Source organism: Anaerostipes rhamnosivorans (assembly GCF_005280655.1).
Lineage (GTDB): Bacteria > Bacillota > Clostridia > Lachnospirales > Lachnospiraceae > Anaerostipes > Anaerostipes rhamnosivorans.
Genome location: NZ_CP040058.1, coordinates 1,689,511 through 1,705,476, shown reverse-complemented (window position 1 = coordinate 1,705,476; position 15,966 = coordinate 1,689,511). Strand labels below are relative to the sequence as shown.

The 15,966-nt window shown below is 45.7% G+C and carries 18 protein-coding genes; 1 reads left to right on the top strand and 17 read right to left on the bottom strand.

Annotated features, from left to right (window positions below; translation table 11 throughout):
- Positions 1–10: 10 nt before the first annotated feature.
- Positions 11–757, bottom strand: coding sequence for an N-acetylmannosamine-6-phosphate 2-epimerase (locus AR1Y2_RS08450; protein ID WP_137328564.1), 747 nt, complete (start codon positions 755–757; stop codon positions 11–13).
- A 239-nt stretch (positions 758–996) separates the two neighbouring features.
- Here AR1Y2_RS08450 and AR1Y2_RS08445 point away from each other — a divergent pair, with 239 nt between their 5' ends.
- The gene (locus AR1Y2_RS08445; protein ID WP_137328563.1) at positions 997–1,854 is read left to right on the top strand and encodes an AraC family transcriptional regulator; all 858 of its coding nucleotides are present in this window, start codon (positions 997–999) and stop codon (positions 1,852–1,854) included.
- 1 nt (position 1,855) lies between these two features.
- Here the strand turns inward: AR1Y2_RS08445 and AR1Y2_RS08440 are convergent, their stop codons facing one another.
- The 16 genes from AR1Y2_RS08440 to AR1Y2_RS08365 form a co-directional block, all read right to left on the bottom strand.
- Positions 1,856–2,563 (bottom strand): hypothetical protein, encoded by a 708-nt coding sequence (locus AR1Y2_RS08440; protein WP_137328562.1) that lies wholly within the window; start codon positions 2,561–2,563, stop codon positions 1,856–1,858.
- Entirely contained in the window at positions 2,560–3,261 is a 702-nt protein-coding gene (locus AR1Y2_RS08435) for a fluoroquinolone export ABC transporter permease subunit (protein WP_137328561.1), read from the bottom strand. Before AR1Y2_RS08435 ends, AR1Y2_RS08440 begins: the two co-directional genes overlap by 4 nt.
- Positions 3,258–4,112, bottom strand: coding sequence for an ABC transporter ATP-binding protein (locus AR1Y2_RS08430; protein ID WP_137330227.1), 855 nt, complete (start codon positions 4,110–4,112; stop codon positions 3,258–3,260). The genes AR1Y2_RS08435 and AR1Y2_RS08430 overlap by 4 nt, the downstream gene beginning before the upstream one ends.
- Positions 4,105–4,701 (bottom strand): TetR/AcrR family transcriptional regulator, encoded by a 597-nt coding sequence (locus AR1Y2_RS08425; protein ID WP_137328560.1) that lies wholly within the window; start codon positions 4,699–4,701, stop codon positions 4,105–4,107. Before AR1Y2_RS08425 ends, AR1Y2_RS08430 begins: the two co-directional genes overlap by 8 nt.
- A 132-nt stretch (positions 4,702–4,833) precedes the next feature.
- On the bottom strand, positions 4,834–6,270 hold the full coding sequence (locus AR1Y2_RS08420; RefSeq protein WP_137328559.1) for an MFS transporter: 1,437 nt from the start codon (positions 6,268–6,270) through the stop codon (positions 4,834–4,836).
- Between the two features lie 44 nt (positions 6,271–6,314).
- Entirely contained in the window at positions 6,315–7,241 is a 927-nt protein-coding gene (gene rihC, locus AR1Y2_RS08415; RefSeq protein ID WP_137328558.1) for a ribonucleoside hydrolase RihC, read from the bottom strand.
- A 25-nt stretch (positions 7,242–7,266) separates the two neighbouring features.
- Positions 7,267–8,172: a ribokinase gene (locus AR1Y2_RS08410; protein ID WP_137328557.1), complete on the bottom strand. Its 906-nt coding sequence runs from the start codon at positions 8,170–8,172 to the stop codon at positions 7,267–7,269.
- 27 nt (positions 8,173–8,199) lie between these two features.
- Positions 8,200–9,381 carry an iron-containing alcohol dehydrogenase gene (locus tag AR1Y2_RS08405; protein WP_137328556.1) on the bottom strand — a complete coding sequence of 394 codons (1,182 nt, stop codon included), beginning with the start codon at positions 9,379–9,381 and terminating at the stop codon, positions 8,200–8,202.
- Positions 9,382–9,383: 2 nt separating this feature from the next.
- The gene (locus AR1Y2_RS08400) at positions 9,384–10,049 is read right to left on the bottom strand and encodes an HAD family hydrolase (protein WP_137328555.1); all 666 of its coding nucleotides are present in this window, start codon (positions 10,047–10,049) and stop codon (positions 9,384–9,386) included.
- Complete coding sequence (locus tag AR1Y2_RS08395; RefSeq protein ID WP_137328554.1) at positions 10,049–11,020, bottom strand: nucleoside hydrolase; 972 nt, start codon at positions 11,018–11,020, stop codon at positions 10,049–10,051. Before AR1Y2_RS08395 ends, AR1Y2_RS08400 begins: the two co-directional genes overlap by 1 nt.
- A gap of 18 nt (positions 11,021–11,038) precedes the next feature.
- Entirely contained in the window at positions 11,039–11,995 is a 957-nt protein-coding gene (locus tag AR1Y2_RS08390) for a carbohydrate kinase family protein (RefSeq protein ID WP_137328553.1), read from the bottom strand.
- Positions 11,988–12,689: a phosphoribosylanthranilate isomerase gene (locus tag AR1Y2_RS08385; RefSeq protein ID WP_137328552.1), complete on the bottom strand. Its 702-nt coding sequence runs from the start codon at positions 12,687–12,689 to the stop codon at positions 11,988–11,990. The genes AR1Y2_RS08390 and AR1Y2_RS08385 overlap by 8 nt, the downstream gene beginning before the upstream one ends.
- A gap of 4 nt (positions 12,690–12,693) precedes the next feature.
- Positions 12,694–13,503 (bottom strand): energy-coupling factor ABC transporter ATP-binding protein, encoded by an 810-nt coding sequence (locus AR1Y2_RS08380; protein WP_137328551.1) that lies wholly within the window; start codon positions 13,501–13,503, stop codon positions 12,694–12,696.
- The gene (locus AR1Y2_RS08375; RefSeq protein WP_137328550.1) at positions 13,500–14,354 is read right to left on the bottom strand and encodes an energy-coupling factor ABC transporter ATP-binding protein; all 855 of its coding nucleotides are present in this window, start codon (positions 14,352–14,354) and stop codon (positions 13,500–13,502) included. The genes AR1Y2_RS08380 and AR1Y2_RS08375 overlap by 4 nt, the downstream gene beginning before the upstream one ends.
- 15 nt (positions 14,355–14,369) lie before the next feature.
- Positions 14,370–15,161, bottom strand: a complete 792-nt coding sequence (locus AR1Y2_RS08370) for an energy-coupling factor transporter transmembrane component T (protein ID WP_137328549.1) — start codon at positions 15,159–15,161, stop codon at positions 14,370–14,372.
- Between the two features lie 10 nt (positions 15,162–15,171).
- Positions 15,172–15,804: an ECF transporter S component gene (locus AR1Y2_RS08365; RefSeq protein WP_137328548.1), complete on the bottom strand. Its 633-nt coding sequence runs from the start codon at positions 15,802–15,804 to the stop codon at positions 15,172–15,174.
- Between the last annotated feature and the right edge of the window lie 162 nt (positions 15,805–15,966).

Below are 15,966 nucleotides of genomic sequence, written 5' to 3'. Positions count from 1 at the left end.
CCGGCAACGTCTAATGCTTTGCCTTTTCAGCATCTCTCCAATTACTCTGATAGCCTGAGATCAGGTCCACAAAACGTTTTGCTGTCAGATGGGGCCTTGTGATGGCACTTCCTACCACAACCGCATGCGCTCCCAGATACAAGCATTTCATAGCATCCTCCGGGGTATAGATATGTCCCTCCATCATCATATAGACATCCTCTCCAAAGTCACGGCACATCCTTGCAAACTCCCTTAAATCCGGCTCTTCAATGTGTTTTGTTGCCTCTGTGTACCCATAAAGAGTCGGTGCCACAATATCCGCTCCCAGTTCCACGGCCCGTCTGGCCTCCTCATAGTTGGACACGTCAGCAAAAATCATAGCTTCCGGTATCTCTTTTTTAACCTCTGGCATCAGTTCCCAGGCCGGACGCCCCTTGTCTGTCAGCTGGTCCGTGCAGTCCAGAGCAATGATCTCGGCCCCGGCTTCCCATACCTGCTTTGCCGCTTCCAGGGTAGGTGTGATAAAAACGTCCATGTCTTCATTCCAGATCTTATAAAGACCAATCACCGGCAAATTCACTGCCTCCTTGATAGCACGGATCTGTTCCGGAGTATTTGCCCGGATCCCGGAAGCGCCTGCCCATGCCGCCGCTTCTGCCATCTTCACTGCCATATCTTCCGTATAGATTGGGTCATCAGGCTGTGTCTGGCAAGATACGATCAATCCTTTCATAGAATCTAACATTGCTTTTTTCCCTGCGTCTGTTGTGTTCATAATTTCTTTCTCCTTTTTCACTCTATATCATCAGATTGCTTTTCAAGTTCCTTGTATCAGCAATAGCTACAGGCTTCCTGTTAAAGTTATCTTAGCACAGTCTGTTTGCTGTTACACTATTCGGTCTTGCTATAAAGTTTATTCAAATTGCTTTTTTTGATATCTCATAATATAATAAAAAAAGAACTTTAACACTATAGAATATTTCTGTTTTCTAGTTTTAGATAAGGAGGGTTTTTATGATATGCCGGGAACCAGGCGTACTTCCGGAATCGGAGTATTTTTTCTTTGCACCATCGGATACCTTCACGGACTATTACTACTATATTATCAACTGCGGACATTTTTACTGCCGCCAGGGATACCGCATACAGCGTCAGGGAAACCATTCCCCCCTGATGCTGTATGTGACGGATGGTACATTTTATCTTGAATATGAGGGAAGCTGCTATACCGCGGCAAAGAACGATATCATATTAATTGACGGGGAAAATCCCCATGTTTATTATTCCGGTGATTCCTGTGAATTTATCTATATGCACTATTGCGGGAGTAATGCGGTCTCTGTCACCAGACATTTGATCAGCCAAAACAAAGGACCTCTTTTTAATCTGGATAACCACAGGCAGATCTATGATTTGGCTAATTCACTGGTCACAAAACTCCGGTTTGAACAGGAGGTCACAGACGCAGAGCTGTCTTCTGTCATCTATAGCTGCCTCTGCCAGATCCAGTCCTTCCGGCATTCTGTACCCGGAACCGGTATGGAAAGCTCTCCCGCTGTCTCCGATGCCATTCGGTTTATCCGGGATAATCCCTGTAAGAACCTTACACTTAGGGATATTTCCGGACATGTCAATTTGAGCCCTTACTATTTTTCTCATCTGTTTAAGGCTGAGACAGGGTACTCTCCCATCGAATACGCAGCGCTCTGTAAGATTAATCTGGCCAAAACCATGTTAAAAACCACGTCACAGACCATTGAGAGCATTTCTGAATATCTGGGATACAGCTCCAGTGCCAGCTTTATCAACGCATTCTCACGGAGAGAGGGGATATCGCCTCTGAAGTTTAGAAACGGCCTTCAGGAATTGTAAACTACACTCTATTCAAAAATCTTCTTGTGAAAAAGGCAATCCATAAAAAACAGGAGATAAGTCCAAACATAAATGAAAAGGGATCCGCTCCGTTCATCAGCAGTTTCCCTATCCAGAAAGAAGGAAGAAAAGCCATGATAAAATGATACGGAGCAGGAATAAACCATATTAAAATAAGTCCGATAAAGCTGATTCCCATCAACTTAGACAGAGCAAGCCCTTCCACACGGTTTCCTGCAATGGAAACAACCATCATCGCCAAAGACATCCCCGTTAAACTGCTGATGAGGGCGCTTAAAAGTATCACTTTAAAGGATAGAGGGGAAATTTTAAAGAAACAAACAACAAAAATTGTCGTAAGAAATGCCCATATCATCGGCAGGCCGATTCGAGCGTTTAGGTAAGAAGATCCTTCTGCCGGTGTAATCTGATAAAAGGCGCTTAAACCCTCATCCCTCTCCTCCAAAAGCAAAAACGCCGAGATCATTGCTGCAAACATAGGGGTCAGGCAAAGTAACATACCGTCTGCCAGACCATACCAGGCTGTGATAGAAAAAAAGAATTTTCTTGTCAATATGTCATTGATGATAGGAATGGCAAATTTAAAAAAGATTCCTGCGAACACAGGTGCCGGAAGGAGAACAAGCAGCATTCCGTCTTTTGCTATTTGTCTCAACCCTATTTCAAAAAGTTTCATCGTGTGCTTCATAAGTTCCCGCCTCCTTCCGACTGCAGCGCGGCTCCAATCCGTTTATTGGCAAAGTATAACATCATCCCGAACCAGAAGATCAGATTGACCCACATAAAGCCATTTATATTTTCTGCCATATGGATCGAATCTGCAATCAAATACCATAACGCTGTACCAGGGAACATCTCCAAAAGCGGATGAGTGATTCCAAACGCTGTCAGGACAGGCGGTACGGACAAAAAGACCGCAGGAAATATGACAATGATCATATAGTGGTTGACTGAACGGGCATAGGATGCCAGAATCAGTCCAATGACATTAAAAACAACCGCACCAGTAAATACACTAAAAGACAAGAATACGAAATGGATTGTGCTCCTCATAGCAGCCAGCACGATGAGATCCGCTGATACCGTTGACAGGATTGCCAGGGATATGGCTTTTGACAATGTATATTCCATAGGACAAAGCGGTGAGATACTCCAAAAACGGTGCAGCCCTTCCCCTTTTTCCAGCAGCCATATACCGCCCATAAAGAAAATACCTAGCATTGCGGGGTCAGTCAAAATAATAAGGGACGCTGTCATTTTTTTATATTCCTGGGGTATGATCATCAGCACAGCAATATAAACCACACTGAAAAAAGCGTACAAAAGATAGAATCCATATTTTATTTGAAAATGGATGTCGTTTTTTAAGGCAGATAAAAATCTCATTGCAGGCCCCTTCCTGTCAGCGCAATAAATACATCCTCAAGGGTTTGCTCCTTTGAATGAATGCTTGTCAGTAACCCCTTTTTCAGTACGGTTTGAAAGTCCTGTGAATGTGCCAGATTGGAAAGAGTGCAGACCTTTCTTATCTCTCTTGTATTGTCTAAAAAGGTATATTCTACTTGTGTATTGGTCCCGCCTTTGCGCAGGGCGTGCGGAGAACCGATGGCCTTGATCGTTCCGTCCGCCATAAAGGCAACACGTCCGCAGAGTTCCTCTGCATCCTGCATATTATGGGTTGTTAAAATGATCGTTTTTCCCATCTTCTTTTGCTCCAGGATCATATCCTTTAAGACTCTTGCATTTGCAGGATCAAGACCGCTGGTCGGCTCATCCAGAAAAAGAAGCTGCGGGTCATGAAGCAGAGAACGTACAAAACCAAGCCTCATTTTCATCCCCTTTGAATAACTAGAAACCTTCTTATCAGCATCATGCAAAAGGCCGACCTTCTCTAAAAGCTTCAAGGGATCAGTTGTTCTGCCTGAATATAGAGAAGCAAAATACTTTAGGTTTTCAAGGGCAGTGAATTTACCGTAAAAGTTCGGAAATTCAAAATCCACTCCTATTTTTTCATAATAATCATGTGTTCTCTGCCTCATCTCTGTATCAAAAATATGTACACTCCCCCGGTAATCCCGGAGGGTTCCTGTCAAGATTTTCTGCATGGTGCTTTTCCCTGCGCCGGACGGCCCAAGAAAACCGAAGATCTCACCTTCCTTTACGTCAAAACTGATCCCATGGATCGTATCATTTTTTGAAGATGGATATTTAAGATAGACATTCTGGACCTCAATCACATTTTTCACTGATGATCTCCTTTAATACACCATCCAGCATGATCCCCATTATCGTCTGTTGATCGGCAGGGGAATCTTGCTGTAAATTGAGGAAACTGATGGCAAGCGTCTGTAATGTTTTTGTGGCAATTTCGATTCCACAGTTAAAATGAATGCCGAATTCCTGTAGTCTGATAAGTTCATGACTGTCATCTTTTGTATGTGCCTCAATCACTTCATTGGGCAGCTTGCGGTATAGATATTCAGCAGTTTCACTGTCAGCTTGTTTCAGCATAGGATAACGCTGTATTCCGTTAAACATTAGAATAAAACATTGCTTACAGAGTTCTCTTGGCTCCAGAGAACGGTTTTCCTTTAAAAAATCATCCATCTCACGCCACATCTTCATCTGTAGATTTCCGGCAATCTCCATATAGAGATGTTCTTTACTCGGGTAAAAAGAATAAAATGAACCTTTGGCGATCCCGGCAGCCCGTACGATTTCGTCAATGGATACTTTTTTAATCCCAAAAGAAGTAAATAGATGTTCTCCTTCCTGCATTAATTTTTGCTTTATTCGTTCTCTTTCTGTGTCGCTGAACCTTGGCATTTATATCCCTCCAATCTATATGACTTTTTATTCTCTTTTAGTCATATAGATTATAAATCTTAAAATATCTTTCGTCAAGAAAAAACAAGACAGGGATCTATAAAGATTTCCCGTCTTGTTTTGATAATTATTTTATCCGTCTTTTCTGGAACGGCTGTATATCATTTTCTTTGTGAGGATAAAGATGACCAATGCCGCAAGCACGACAATACCGCCGATTAAGAATACATTTGCGTATGTGGAAGCTGCTCCGGCTTTTACTCCTGTGATGCTTCCTCCTGACATGACGCCGGCTGACATCATTTGTCCGAATACTGCTACACCGACAGATCCAGTGATAGCCTGTACAAGGTCATTGATCCCCAGAACACGTCCTGACTCTTCCGGTGAAACCGTCAATGTCGCCGTATCTACGATCGGAGAGTAGAAAAATGATGTTCCGAAGTAGTAGATACACGGTGCTGCAGCGAGGGCCGCAATCTTTCCATAAGGAATCGCAAACGCAATCGCGATAAGGCCGATTCCCATTGCCGCTAAAGCCATAATGATAGCCGCGGATCGTCCAATCTTCTTAATTACAGGTCCACACACAAAACCAAGGACTGCTGCCAGAAGAATGGACCACACAAGCAGGTTGGAAACCTGGGCTGAGTCAATACCAAACACTTCAAGCCCGATGGCATTTACACCTGCATTCAATGTATAGCTGAAGAAGTAACCCACGAAAATGACCACCATGGTTGCCACAAATGCAGGATTCTTTAAAAATGCCGGTGTGATGATCGGATCTTCTGCTTTGTTGATGTATATGATGAAAGCTGCCAGAGTCACAACCGATGCAACGGACCAGAGCAGATTCATATCAGTGAAGAACATTGTGATAGCTCCGGCAAAAGCTCCGATCAGTGTAAAGCCCCATCCGTCAATCTTTGCGCCCTTTGCATGTTCATCCGGAAGGTTTTTCGCCAGTGCCGGCATGAATACAACAGAGATTACTGGAATGGCAAACATCCACCGCCAGTCGATCTTTGTCACATAACCAGCCGCGACCACGCCCAGTGCCGCCGAAAATCTGAAGACTGCCACAAAAATCCCGTAATAAACAACCCTCTCTTTCTGGGAGATGTATTTCGATACAAGTACCAGGAATACGGAGCCTGCAACCTGTCCACCGATGGACTGGAGCATACGTGCAGCTACAACAGCCCAAATGCTCACAGGGCCAAGTAGAAATCCGATGGCGGAACCGATAACAAAAACAACGGTTCCGAGCAGTGTCATCTTTTTCAGGGATACAAAGTCACCCAGCGAGCCGTAAATGACACACACGATTCCAAGGGCTATGCCTGGAAGGGATGTGATCAGAGACGCCAGTTCCGGGGTTCCCAGCTGTTTCCCGATATTTACAAAAATCATCCCAAACGCCTGCTGCTCCAAAATACCAAAAATAAAAATGATTAATACCAGCGGAATCGCACGTTTTGCCATTCGGTTCATTGTCTGGAATTCCGGTGTCCCCTCTGCAGGCACCGGGATTCCTGTTGTTTTTCTCTCATCTGTATTGGACATTACCTATACCATACCTTTCAAAACTATTTTTTACTGTTTTCTTGTTACTTACGTTCTGCTTCTGCGACTCTCTGCACATAGCGCCTGCGGAAACGCTCCACATCAACATCAACGCAGACAGATACATTCTTTGTCCCGTTTAATGTTTCATCAAAATCCACGACAGTGGCACCCATTGTGATAGGGCTTGCGGTCTCGACATCGACAAAAGCCTTTTTTGTCTCAAAAAGTTCCGGTTCCATAAGATACATGGCCGCGGACGGATCATACATCTTCACTCCTTCTTCAATATGTCCTCCATCGTAGGAACGGAACAGAGAGCTGATCATCATTCCTGTCTCTCCGCCCTTTTCAAGCTCTTCCAGGTCTCCAACCGTAAGTCTGGCTTTTCTTCCGATATCCAATCCTACCATAGTGATCGGAATGCCGGAACGGAAAACGATTTTTGCAGCCTCCGGGTCAATGGTGACATTGAATTCTCCATAAATCCCGATATTTCCTCTCTCTGTGGAACCTCCCATCATAATGATCTCTTCAATTTTTCCCTTCACTTCCGGAAATGTTAAGATCAGCAATGCAATATTGGTCAGAGGCCCAAGAGTTAAAATGGAAACCTTCTCTTTGCAGTCCATCAGTGTACGGTATTCACTGAGCACTGCATTTTCTTCCAGCAGCAATTCATTCTTAGGTTCCGGAAAATCAAAACCTCCCATTCCGGATTTCCCATGTGCATTGGTTGCAAACCTGTTATCTCTTAAGAGCGGAGCCGCAGCGCCCTTTGCTACCGGCACGTCTTTTTTTAGGAAAGCCAAAAGCTTCAGCGCATTGTTAGTGGTGTGTTCAATCCCCACGTTTCCAGACACACTGGCGATCAGCTTTACGTCCAGTGACGGCTCTGAAAGCATAACCGCAATCGCCGCTGCATCATCAATGCCAGGGTCTGTGTCAATGATTACTTTTCTTGTTTTCATTTCATTCCTCCTTTTATCTTTATGCCTATTCTGAAAACGAATCTGCCGCAAACTCAAGCACTTGATCTCTTTTTGGAATGGACGGTGCCGCACCCATTTTAGATACCGCGATTGCCGAAGCCTTGGCGGCCATATCCAGTGACTCTTTCACTGTTTTTCCCATCAGACGGCTGGATGTATAATATCCTGTAAAGGTATCCCCTGCCGCTGTGGTATCCACTGTGTCCACTTTGTATGCGGACTGCTCTATCATCCCCTGTGCACCAGCGTATATGGAACCCTTTTCTCCCAGCGTAAGTACGATCTCCGCATGAGGAAATCTCTCGTTAAGCTTTTTTAACAAATCTTTGCTGTCCCCGTCTGACTGGAGCAGTGCCCGGGCTTCCACTTCGTTCAGGATGAAGCAGTCTATAAAATCTAAATTTATCTCAAAAATTTTCTCATTCATCGGAGATGGATTCAGGACAGTCTGCATGCCCCTGTCATGAGCTTTCTCAACAAGATAAGGAATCTCACTGATCTCATTTTGAAGGATCAGACAGTCTCCTTTCTGAAAATCTTCCAACACCATGTCGACCTGGTCCTTTGTAACTGCCTGGTTTGCGCCGCCGTACAAAATAATACAGTTGTCTCCTTCTCTGTCTTTTTGAATCACTGCGTTGCCCGTGCGGATTTCCTGGCTGATCTTAAGATAACGGGTATCCACCTCTGCCTCACAAAGAATTTCTCCCAAAAAAGATCCATCTGTCCCTATGACACCCGCATGATAGACATCTGCCCCGGCTCTGCTCAGGGCAATGGACTGGTTAAGCCCCTTCCCTCCGGCAAATACCTGAAGCGTATCAGAAGAAATAGTCTCTCCCTTTTCTACAAAATGACTTACGCCATAAACATAATCGATATTTAAAGAACCAAAATTTAGTATTTTCATGTCTCCCTCACTCGTTCTTTTCCAAGTTTAAAATGCCGTCTCAAATATTCTGCGGCAATCCTCCCGGTTTAGTCTTTTGATACCTCCGATGCTGTCATCCTCTCCGCCAAAAGCGATCTGGTCAAGCATCTTCTCCACTTCGTCTGTTGGAATGCCATAATCCCCAAATGAGACTGGCATTCCCATACTGCGGAAATATTCTTCCGTTTTCAAAATCCCCTGAAAAGCTGCTTCCAGTGTATTGTTCCCGTTCCACTGCACTCCAAATACTTCTTTGGCAAACCGGGCAAACCGTTCCGGCTTCTCCTGATAGACATATCTCATCCAGGCTCCCATAATAATCGAGAGGGTAGCACCGTGCGGCGTGTCGTAAAGTGCACTCAGCTCATTTCCGATTACATGAGTGGACCAGTCCTGGACTCTCCCTATGCCTACCGTATCATTATGCGCAATGGACCCAATCCACATGATCTCAGCCCGATAAGCATAGTTGTGCGGCTCTTGCAGTACTTTTGGCCCAATATCCACCAAGGTTTTCAGAATTCCTTCCGCCATTCGGTCGATCACTCCGATCTCCGTGTCTGGTGTAAAGTATCTCTCGCATACATGTGAAAACATATCCACCACACCGCATGCAGTCAAAAACGGAGGCAGGGAACAGGTCAATTGAGGATTCATAAATGCAATGGCCGGACGTATGACCGGACTGCTGACCAAAAGTTTTTTCCCAAGCTCCACGTGATTAATGACAGCTACATCGCTGGATTCACTTCCGGTTGCCGGACAGGTCAGAATCACTCCAGTGGGCAGAGAACTTTTCGGAATTTCTGCTCCTGTGAAAAAATCCCATACATCTGTATCTGACACAGCTCCCAGCCCGATGGCTTTGGCAGAATCTATGACACTTCCTCCGCCAATGGCGAGTACCATGTCCACCTGTTCTTTTTTTGCCAGATGGATGCCTTCCCGTACAAGAGATAATCTGGGATTGGGCAGGACCCCGCCCAGCTCCAGGCTCTCAATGCCCTTCTGTGAAAGCTGCTTCTTTATCTGATCCAGAAGGCCGCCGTCATATAAAAACTTCCCGTTATCATGATGGATCAAAACCTTTTGGATGCCCATCTGCTTTAATTTACTTCCAATCTGATTTTGCGCATCTTTTCCAAACACAAAGTTTGTATTGATACATATGTTAAAATCCTGAAGCATGTTTACACCCTTTCTTTTAAAATTCTACGGATCTCAGTAACATTCTCCGCGCAATACCGGGGCTTTAGAGAACAGACCGCTTTCGCATCCCCGTCTCCGTATGTGACCCCGATACAGTCTATCCCATTTTCGTCTGCGGCTTTTACGTCGCTCCATGTATCTCCTATATAGACACATGCGCTGGTTTGTATCCCCGTTTCCTTCAGTACCTGGGCGATCATTTCGCCTTTTGTTCTTTCCTCTCCCGGGAGAGAGTCCGGAGAAATCCAGCCGTCAAACAGTTCTGCCCAGCCTTTTTTCTCAAGGATCCTTTCCAGCGCTTCCTCTGCTTTCATTGTGACGATATAGTGCCTCACTCCGGCCTCTCTGGTTTCCCGGATCAGCCTGCGGATACCCGGATAGAGATATGTATGTTGGTATTCACATACCGTCCGGTAATGGACCCGGACCAGCTCCTCATACCATTCATATTGTTCCTCTTTTGGGGCCGGATAAATCTGGAGGAACACATCCTTAACGGTTTTTCCCAGATTGCTGTCATCGCTTTTAAACTCTTTTGGCAGCTGTCCGCCGCATTTTGCCGCAGCATATTCCAAAGAATTCCATACATCCTTTCCCGTATCCGCCAGAGTTCCGTCAAAATCCCATAGGATCATTTCATATTTCATCAGTTATAGTGCTCCAGCGTCCGATATAAAAGTTCCATAAATCCAGGGAAATCCAACTCAAGAGCGGCTTCCGCATTTGGCTGTTCTCCTCTGTAGTCCATCTGGGGTTCTCTGCACAGATCCACTGCCGGATCTGTCCCTCTTAAATGCCGATAGTCGCATACGGTCATTCCCCTTGTAAGTTCCCCTTTCAACTCCACATCAATATGCATATCCGCCGCTTTGATCAATGACGGATCCACCAGCCATGCCACCGCACAGGCATCGTGCATGTTGGCTCCAGAAAGAGATGCACTCTTTACAGTCGTATCGATAAAGAATTCTGTCAGATCTGCTGCAAAATTTGCCGCTTTTGTCCCGATCTCACGGAATTTTGCAACATGCTCTGCCGTAAGACAGCACTGTCTGGTCAGATTGATGCCAGACATTTTTACGTGAATGCCTGAATTAAAGACTCTGTAAGCCGCTTCCGGGTCCACATAAATATTAAATTCTGCGGCAGGAGTCCAGTTCCCATAGGTAACGGAGCCTCCCATGATGCTCAGTTCTTTGACACGATCTACGATCCCAGGTTCTCTGTTGATCGCCGCCGCAATGTTTGTCAGAGGGCCTGTAGCGATCAGTGTGACGTCCTCTGTGTTCATGACGGTCTCTACGATAAAATCCACCGCATGTTTGTCCTGGGCTTTTGTGACAGGCTCTGGAAGGACCGGGCCGTCCAGACCTGTCTCCCCATGAAACTGGGGCGCAGTCACCAGCGGTACTGTCGTAGGGCAGGAATGTCCCGCAAATACAGGAATATCAGTTCTTCCCAGCACTTCCAGTACCTTCAGAGCATTTTTTGTCACATTTTCAAGCGTACAGTTTCCGCCGATGGTAGTGATTCCCAGCACATCCAAGTGCTGTACCGCAAGCATCATAGCAAAAGCGTCATCATGTCCAGGATCACAATCTAAAATTACTTTCTTCATCACTGTCTCTCCTCTCTTCTACTGATGTTTCTTTAAAAACGTTTGTAACTGTTCCAGATTAGGGCAGGTTCTGGCTCCTTTTCGTTCCACAGTATATCCAGACACTGCATTTCCGGCAGCCAGACATTCCCTCAGATTTTTGCCTTCCAGTACCGCACTGATAAATCCGGCATTATATACATCTCCAGCCCCCACGGTGTCCTCCACAGTGACTTGATATGCCGGCACCTCTGTCTCTTCCTCTAAAGAAAATCCGTAAGAACCGTCTTTTCCGTTTCTCACGACCACCACACGGCTTTCGGAGACAAACGATCTGGCATTTTCCATCCAATCCCGCTCTGTACCAAGATAAGCAAATTCATCCGTCCCGGATCCAAGCAGATATGTGGTATATTGGATAATCTCGCGGACTGCTTTTTCATATTCTGGATCTAGGATACCGTCATCCACTCTTAGATTCAAATCAAAGGACGTGGGAACTCCCGCTTGAAAACTCTCTTTGAAAATTCTGATCACAGTTTCCCTTGCTGAAGTGTCATAGGCCAGACACATCCCAGAGGAGTGTACCCAGTCTGCTTTCTGGATCTTTTGAAAGGGTACTTTGCCCGCATCCAGCACTTTAAAGGACTGGTCCACCCTCGGCCATCCCCATAGATAGCGTTCCCCGTTTTCATCAATAAACGCAAATACTCCGACTGTGTTCAGTTCCGGCTCAACAATCATATCTGAGATATCTACGCCTTCTTTCTGAAGATCATCCTGAATGTACCTTCCGTACTGGTCATCCCCGACAGTGCCGATCAGACTAGTTCCCACACCGAGCCTCGCCAGCGCAACCGCTGTGTTGGCTGAGGTTCCGCCTCCCAAAAGAGAAGGCTCTGGGTAGTCTACCAGGGTTCTCTCTTTATTCAAGAACCGGGGATAAGGTACGATGATGTCCACATTGGCATCGCCGACAACGATCACATTATGCATTCAGCGCCGCCTCAATAAACGCCTGCACTTTTGCCGGATCTTTGCAGCGTTCTGTGTCAGCACGCTCATCATCATAGTTGGTCAGACTAAAGGAATCCACGCCGTATGGATGTGTGATGTGGATGGCCTCCGCTACATTGGACGCTTCCAGCCCCCCAGCAATGATGCAAGGTACCTTCGTGCTCTCAATGATCTTTTTATCAATATCCCGGTCATGAGTGAGTCCTGTAGCCCCGATATCTCCTGCAGCTGGCGCTTTCGTGTCGATCAGGAAAAAGTCTGACACCCCTTCATAATCCTTGATGTATTCCATGACCTTCTGTTCTTCCAGAGGTACACCCGCCAAAACTGGGATTGCCTGCATGATTTTAAGTCCTGGAAATCTGTTTTTCAGTTCCTGCACCTGAGCCGGGGTGATTCCCTCAATATCTCCGGATAAATGCATCACATCCGGGAATGCGGCTTTTAAGTCCTCTGTGATCTCATCAATATCCTCTGACACTGTCAGGCCGATTCTCACCGCTTCTGGCTGAACACCCTCAAAGATCTCTTTTGCCCGCTCACAGCTCAGCTGCCCCGGAGTCCTCTTGATCTTTCCGTAGGATACTCCAAGATGATGTCCTCCCATCTCCACAACCATCCTTGCGTCTTCCACTGTTCTGATCCCATAAATCTGAATTTTTACATCTGCCATTTCCTTAAACCATCCTTTCGTTTTCTAATGCTTCCATAAATGCTTCTGTCGTAAAAACTGTCTGTTGTAATCCCGCCCCCTGCGCCACTCTTGTAATCGGCGGAGGCAAAACAAAACTTCTATTTAATATATCAACCTGCGCAAACACCTCCTCGGCACTGCCGTCCAGAATCACCTCCCCTCTGCGCATGACAACAATCCGATTAAAATTATCTGCGACAAATTTCATATCATGAGAAATAGTAATACAAAGTTTTCCTCTCTCTTTCAATGTCTGAAGAATCCTGTGCAGTCTTAGATTTCCTTGTACATCCTGCCCACAGGTAGGCTCGTCAAAGATGAAGACGTCTGGGTCCATCATGATCACGGCCCCGATGGTGCAGAATTTTTTCTCTGCCATGGTCAGATCAAAGGGATGCATATCCAGTTTTTCGGACAAACCGACCAACTCTGCCGTCCACTCCATTCTTTCTTTGATCTGTTTTGCTGGCAGCCCGATCTGCTTTGGACCGAATTCAAATTCTTTCTTTACCGATTCCAGAAACAGCTGGTCATCGGGATTTTGAAATACGTAGCCAATCTGTTTTGCCCACTGTGCCGTGGAACGCGTTTCAATCCTTTCCCCGTTGATCTGAACCTCCCCTGAGACAGGCCTCAAAATCCCGTTCAAATGTTTTACAACCGTAGTCTTACCGGCACCATTCTGTCCAATGAGTGCCACAGGATCAGTTCCTTCTATTATAAGATCAACACCTTTGAGAGCTTCTTCCCCGGACGGATACACATAACGTAGTTTTTTCAGTTCAATCTTCATCTTCCGAGAACCTCCTTTGCCAGTTTTATGGTCGGCTCCTCAGTGATCTCAATATCAGAGACGGTATCATACCGCTGTTTCATAGCCCGGCTAAGCTTGACATAATCTGGTATTCCAATACCATGATTTTCTATGAGGGGGTCTCCGAAAATGCTTTTCGGCTTACCAACAAAAGCCGCCTTCCCCTGATCCAGGACAAGAATCTTGTCCGCATATCTGGCCACACGTTCCATGTCATGATCCACCATGACAACTGTGATCCCCTTTTGATTCAGACGCTTTACAATATCAAAAATCTCCTCGCTTCCTGCCGGGTCCAGCTGTGTAGTACATTCATCTAACACGAGGATCTCCGGTTCCATGATAAACGCTGAGCCAAACGCAACTCTCTGGACCTGGCCTCCAGACAACTCCAGTGGATTTTTGGAAAGAATATGGTCAATCCTCATCAACTTTGCCACATACTCTACTTTCTCGAACATTTTTTCCCTGGGTATCCCCCGGTTCCCAAGACCATAAGCCAGTTCCTCAGCCACTGTACCTGCTGTGTAGGACAGCTGGTTAAACGGATTCTGGAAGACAAAGCCAACCTTAGATGACAACTCCGCAACAGAGCTTTCGTGCACTGGAGTACCTTCTACCAAAACTTCTCCCGACGATCTTCCCATAAAATAGTGGGGGACCAGACCGGTCAGTGCATTGCAAAGAGTAGATTTCCCCGAGCCGTTGGCACCGATCACACAGAAGAAGCTTCCTTTTTCAACCTGAAAGCTGACATTCTTTAACGCTCTGCGTTTTGTCTGTCTATATTTAAAAGAAAAATCTCTGACTTCTAGTACTATCTTGCCCATTTCCTCTCCTCTTTTCTATATAAGTCCAAATTTCATCAGAGCTGACGCCGCCAAAGCAACGATGAAAAAAAGGACCAAAAATACATTGACTGCTTTGTCTGTATGAGTCTTGGAAACCTCAACATAAGTTGTCTGCTTGACTCCCTGAATCCCAAATCCTCTGGTTTCCAGTGTCATTCCTCTCTCCTGTGCATCTGTCAGAGATGACATGACAACCGGCCCCAGCAAAGGTATGTAAGCTTTTATTCTGGCAAACAGGTTCCCTCCGGTCTCAACGCCTCTTGCCTCCTGTGCTTCTTTGATCACCGCCATTCTTTTCTGCATCTGGGGAACCACATTCAGGCTTGCAAGCACCAGATATCCAGCTTTCGGGGGCAGGCCGCTTTGTGTCAGCGCAGCTACCAGTTTCCCTGAGTAAGTCGTTTTGTTCATGATATAGAATGTCCCCAGGAATACAAAAAGCGTACATATGATTTTTGCCGCATAGCGGATGCCTTCAAGTCCCACCTGAGCAAACCCTAAATCCGCAATCACCGTCACATTTCCCGGATAGTAGCATCCCTGAATGAACAGAAGCATAGCAGTGACCGGTATGCCAAATCCAAACATAACCCTTGTAAATTCTTTTAAGATACGGCCCAGCCAGGCAACAGCAAACAATCCTATGACGATCACCGGTCCGATCCATAAATATGGAAAAACCAGTGTGCCAAGTCCCAAAGAAAACACAGCCAGAATCTTTGTCATAGGATGAATCTGCTCAATCACTGTATGTTTCGGAATAAATGTATTTGATATCTTCGCCATACGCTCCTCCTTAGTCCTCATCATCTTCCCAATCATCTCCGCCACTGTCCGGCGCGTACTGGCTCAGGAATCTCTTAGGTATTTTTTGCATGATGACAAAGGCGATCAGGAATGTGATCCCTTTGTCAACAAGATTTTCAAGCATGGACGTAGACAAAACAGCCGTTATGATATTTTTTGTGGCTACGGTCAATGTGGCCGTTAAAACAGAGGTGCCGGTTACGCCGGTTGCTCCGCCGTATACAAAGATCGTAATAATAGATGCGGAAACGGTGTTGGTCAATGTACAGACCAGCCATGTCAGTATGGCTCCCCAGACCTTTTGGAAAAGCCCTGCTCTCACCATGCATCCTGTCACCACCGCACATAGAACGCTCACGACAGAATACGGCAGATAGACCGGATTGGCCGCCAGTGCCAGAAAAATGTTTGTCAGCAGTCCGCACAAGGCAGAAACCCATACGCCGGAGAGACATGCAACGACGATTGTTCCGATCATATCCAGAAACAGCGGCAGCTTTAGCGCAGAACACAGCATCCCGCCGGTTAGGTTGATCCCGACTGCAATAGGGATCAGCACTAAGGACTTGGTCGAAAATTGCGCCTTAACCCTTTCTGCTAATGTGGTCTTTTTCTTTCTCATAGCTTTCTCCTCCTCTTTCCATAGCTTTGTCTCACAATCTCTGTTTCCTCTTTGTATCTGCATCATTTTGTTTTAAGAAACTATTTTCCGAAATCATTTTCCTATTTAGAATTTATCACTCAGATCATCGTTTGTCAATATTTTTATCACTTTTGTTATTTC

Excerpts from the sequence above, each read along its gene's own strand:
- AR1Y2_RS08435 (WP_137328561.1), bottom strand. The coding sequence starts at position 3,261 with ATGAGATTTTTATCTGCCTTAAAAAACGACATCCATTTTCAAATAAAA.
- AR1Y2_RS08375 (WP_137328550.1), bottom strand. The coding sequence starts at position 14,354 with ATGGGCAAGATAGTACTAGAAGTCAGAGATTTTTCTTTTAAATATAGA.
- AR1Y2_RS08440 (WP_137328562.1), bottom strand. The coding sequence starts at position 2,563 with ATGAAGCACACGATGAAACTTTTTGAAATAGGGTTGAGACAAATAGCA.
- AR1Y2_RS08385 (WP_137328552.1), bottom strand. The coding sequence starts at position 12,689 with ATGGCAGATGTAAAAATTCAGATTTATGGGATCAGAACAGTGGAAGAC.
- AR1Y2_RS08395 (WP_137328554.1), bottom strand. The coding sequence starts at position 11,020 with ATGAAGAAAGTAATTTTAGATTGTGATCCTGGACATGATGACGCTTTT.
- AR1Y2_RS08380 (WP_137328551.1), bottom strand. The coding sequence starts at position 13,503 with ATGAAGATTGAACTGAAAAAACTACGTTATGTGTATCCGTCCGGGGAA.
- rihC (WP_137328558.1), bottom strand. The coding sequence starts at position 7,241 with ATGAAAACAAGAAAAGTAATCATTGACACAGACCCTGGCATTGATGAT.
- AR1Y2_RS08420 (WP_137328559.1), bottom strand. The coding sequence starts at position 6,270 with ATGTCCAATACAGATGAGAGAAAAACAACAGGAATCCCGGTGCCTGCA.
- AR1Y2_RS08400 (WP_137328555.1), bottom strand. The coding sequence starts at position 10,049 with ATGAAATATGAAATGATCCTATGGGATTTTGACGGAACTCTGGCGGAT.
- AR1Y2_RS08410 (WP_137328557.1), bottom strand. The coding sequence starts at position 8,172 with ATGAAAATACTAAATTTTGGTTCTTTAAATATCGATTATGTTTATGGC.
- AR1Y2_RS08425 (WP_137328560.1), bottom strand. The coding sequence starts at position 4,701 with ATGCCAAGGTTCAGCGACACAGAAAGAGAACGAATAAAGCAAAAATTA.
- AR1Y2_RS08405 (WP_137328556.1), bottom strand. The coding sequence starts at position 9,381 with ATGCTTCAGGATTTTAACATATGTATCAATACAAACTTTGTGTTTGGA.
- AR1Y2_RS08370 (WP_137328549.1), bottom strand. The coding sequence starts at position 15,161 with ATGGCGAAGATATCAAATACATTTATTCCGAAACATACAGTGATTGAG.
- AR1Y2_RS08390 (WP_137328553.1), bottom strand. The coding sequence starts at position 11,995 with ATGCATAATGTGATCGTTGTCGGCGATGCCAATGTGGACATCATCGTA.
- AR1Y2_RS08445 (WP_137328563.1), top strand. The coding sequence starts at position 997 with ATGATATGCCGGGAACCAGGCGTACTTCCGGAATCGGAGTATTTTTTC.
- AR1Y2_RS08450 (WP_137328564.1), bottom strand. The coding sequence starts at position 757 with ATGAACACAACAGACGCAGGGAAAAAAGCAATGTTAGATTCTATGAAA.
- AR1Y2_RS08365 (WP_137328548.1), bottom strand. The coding sequence starts at position 15,804 with ATGAGAAAGAAAAAGACCACATTAGCAGAAAGGGTTAAGGCGCAATTT.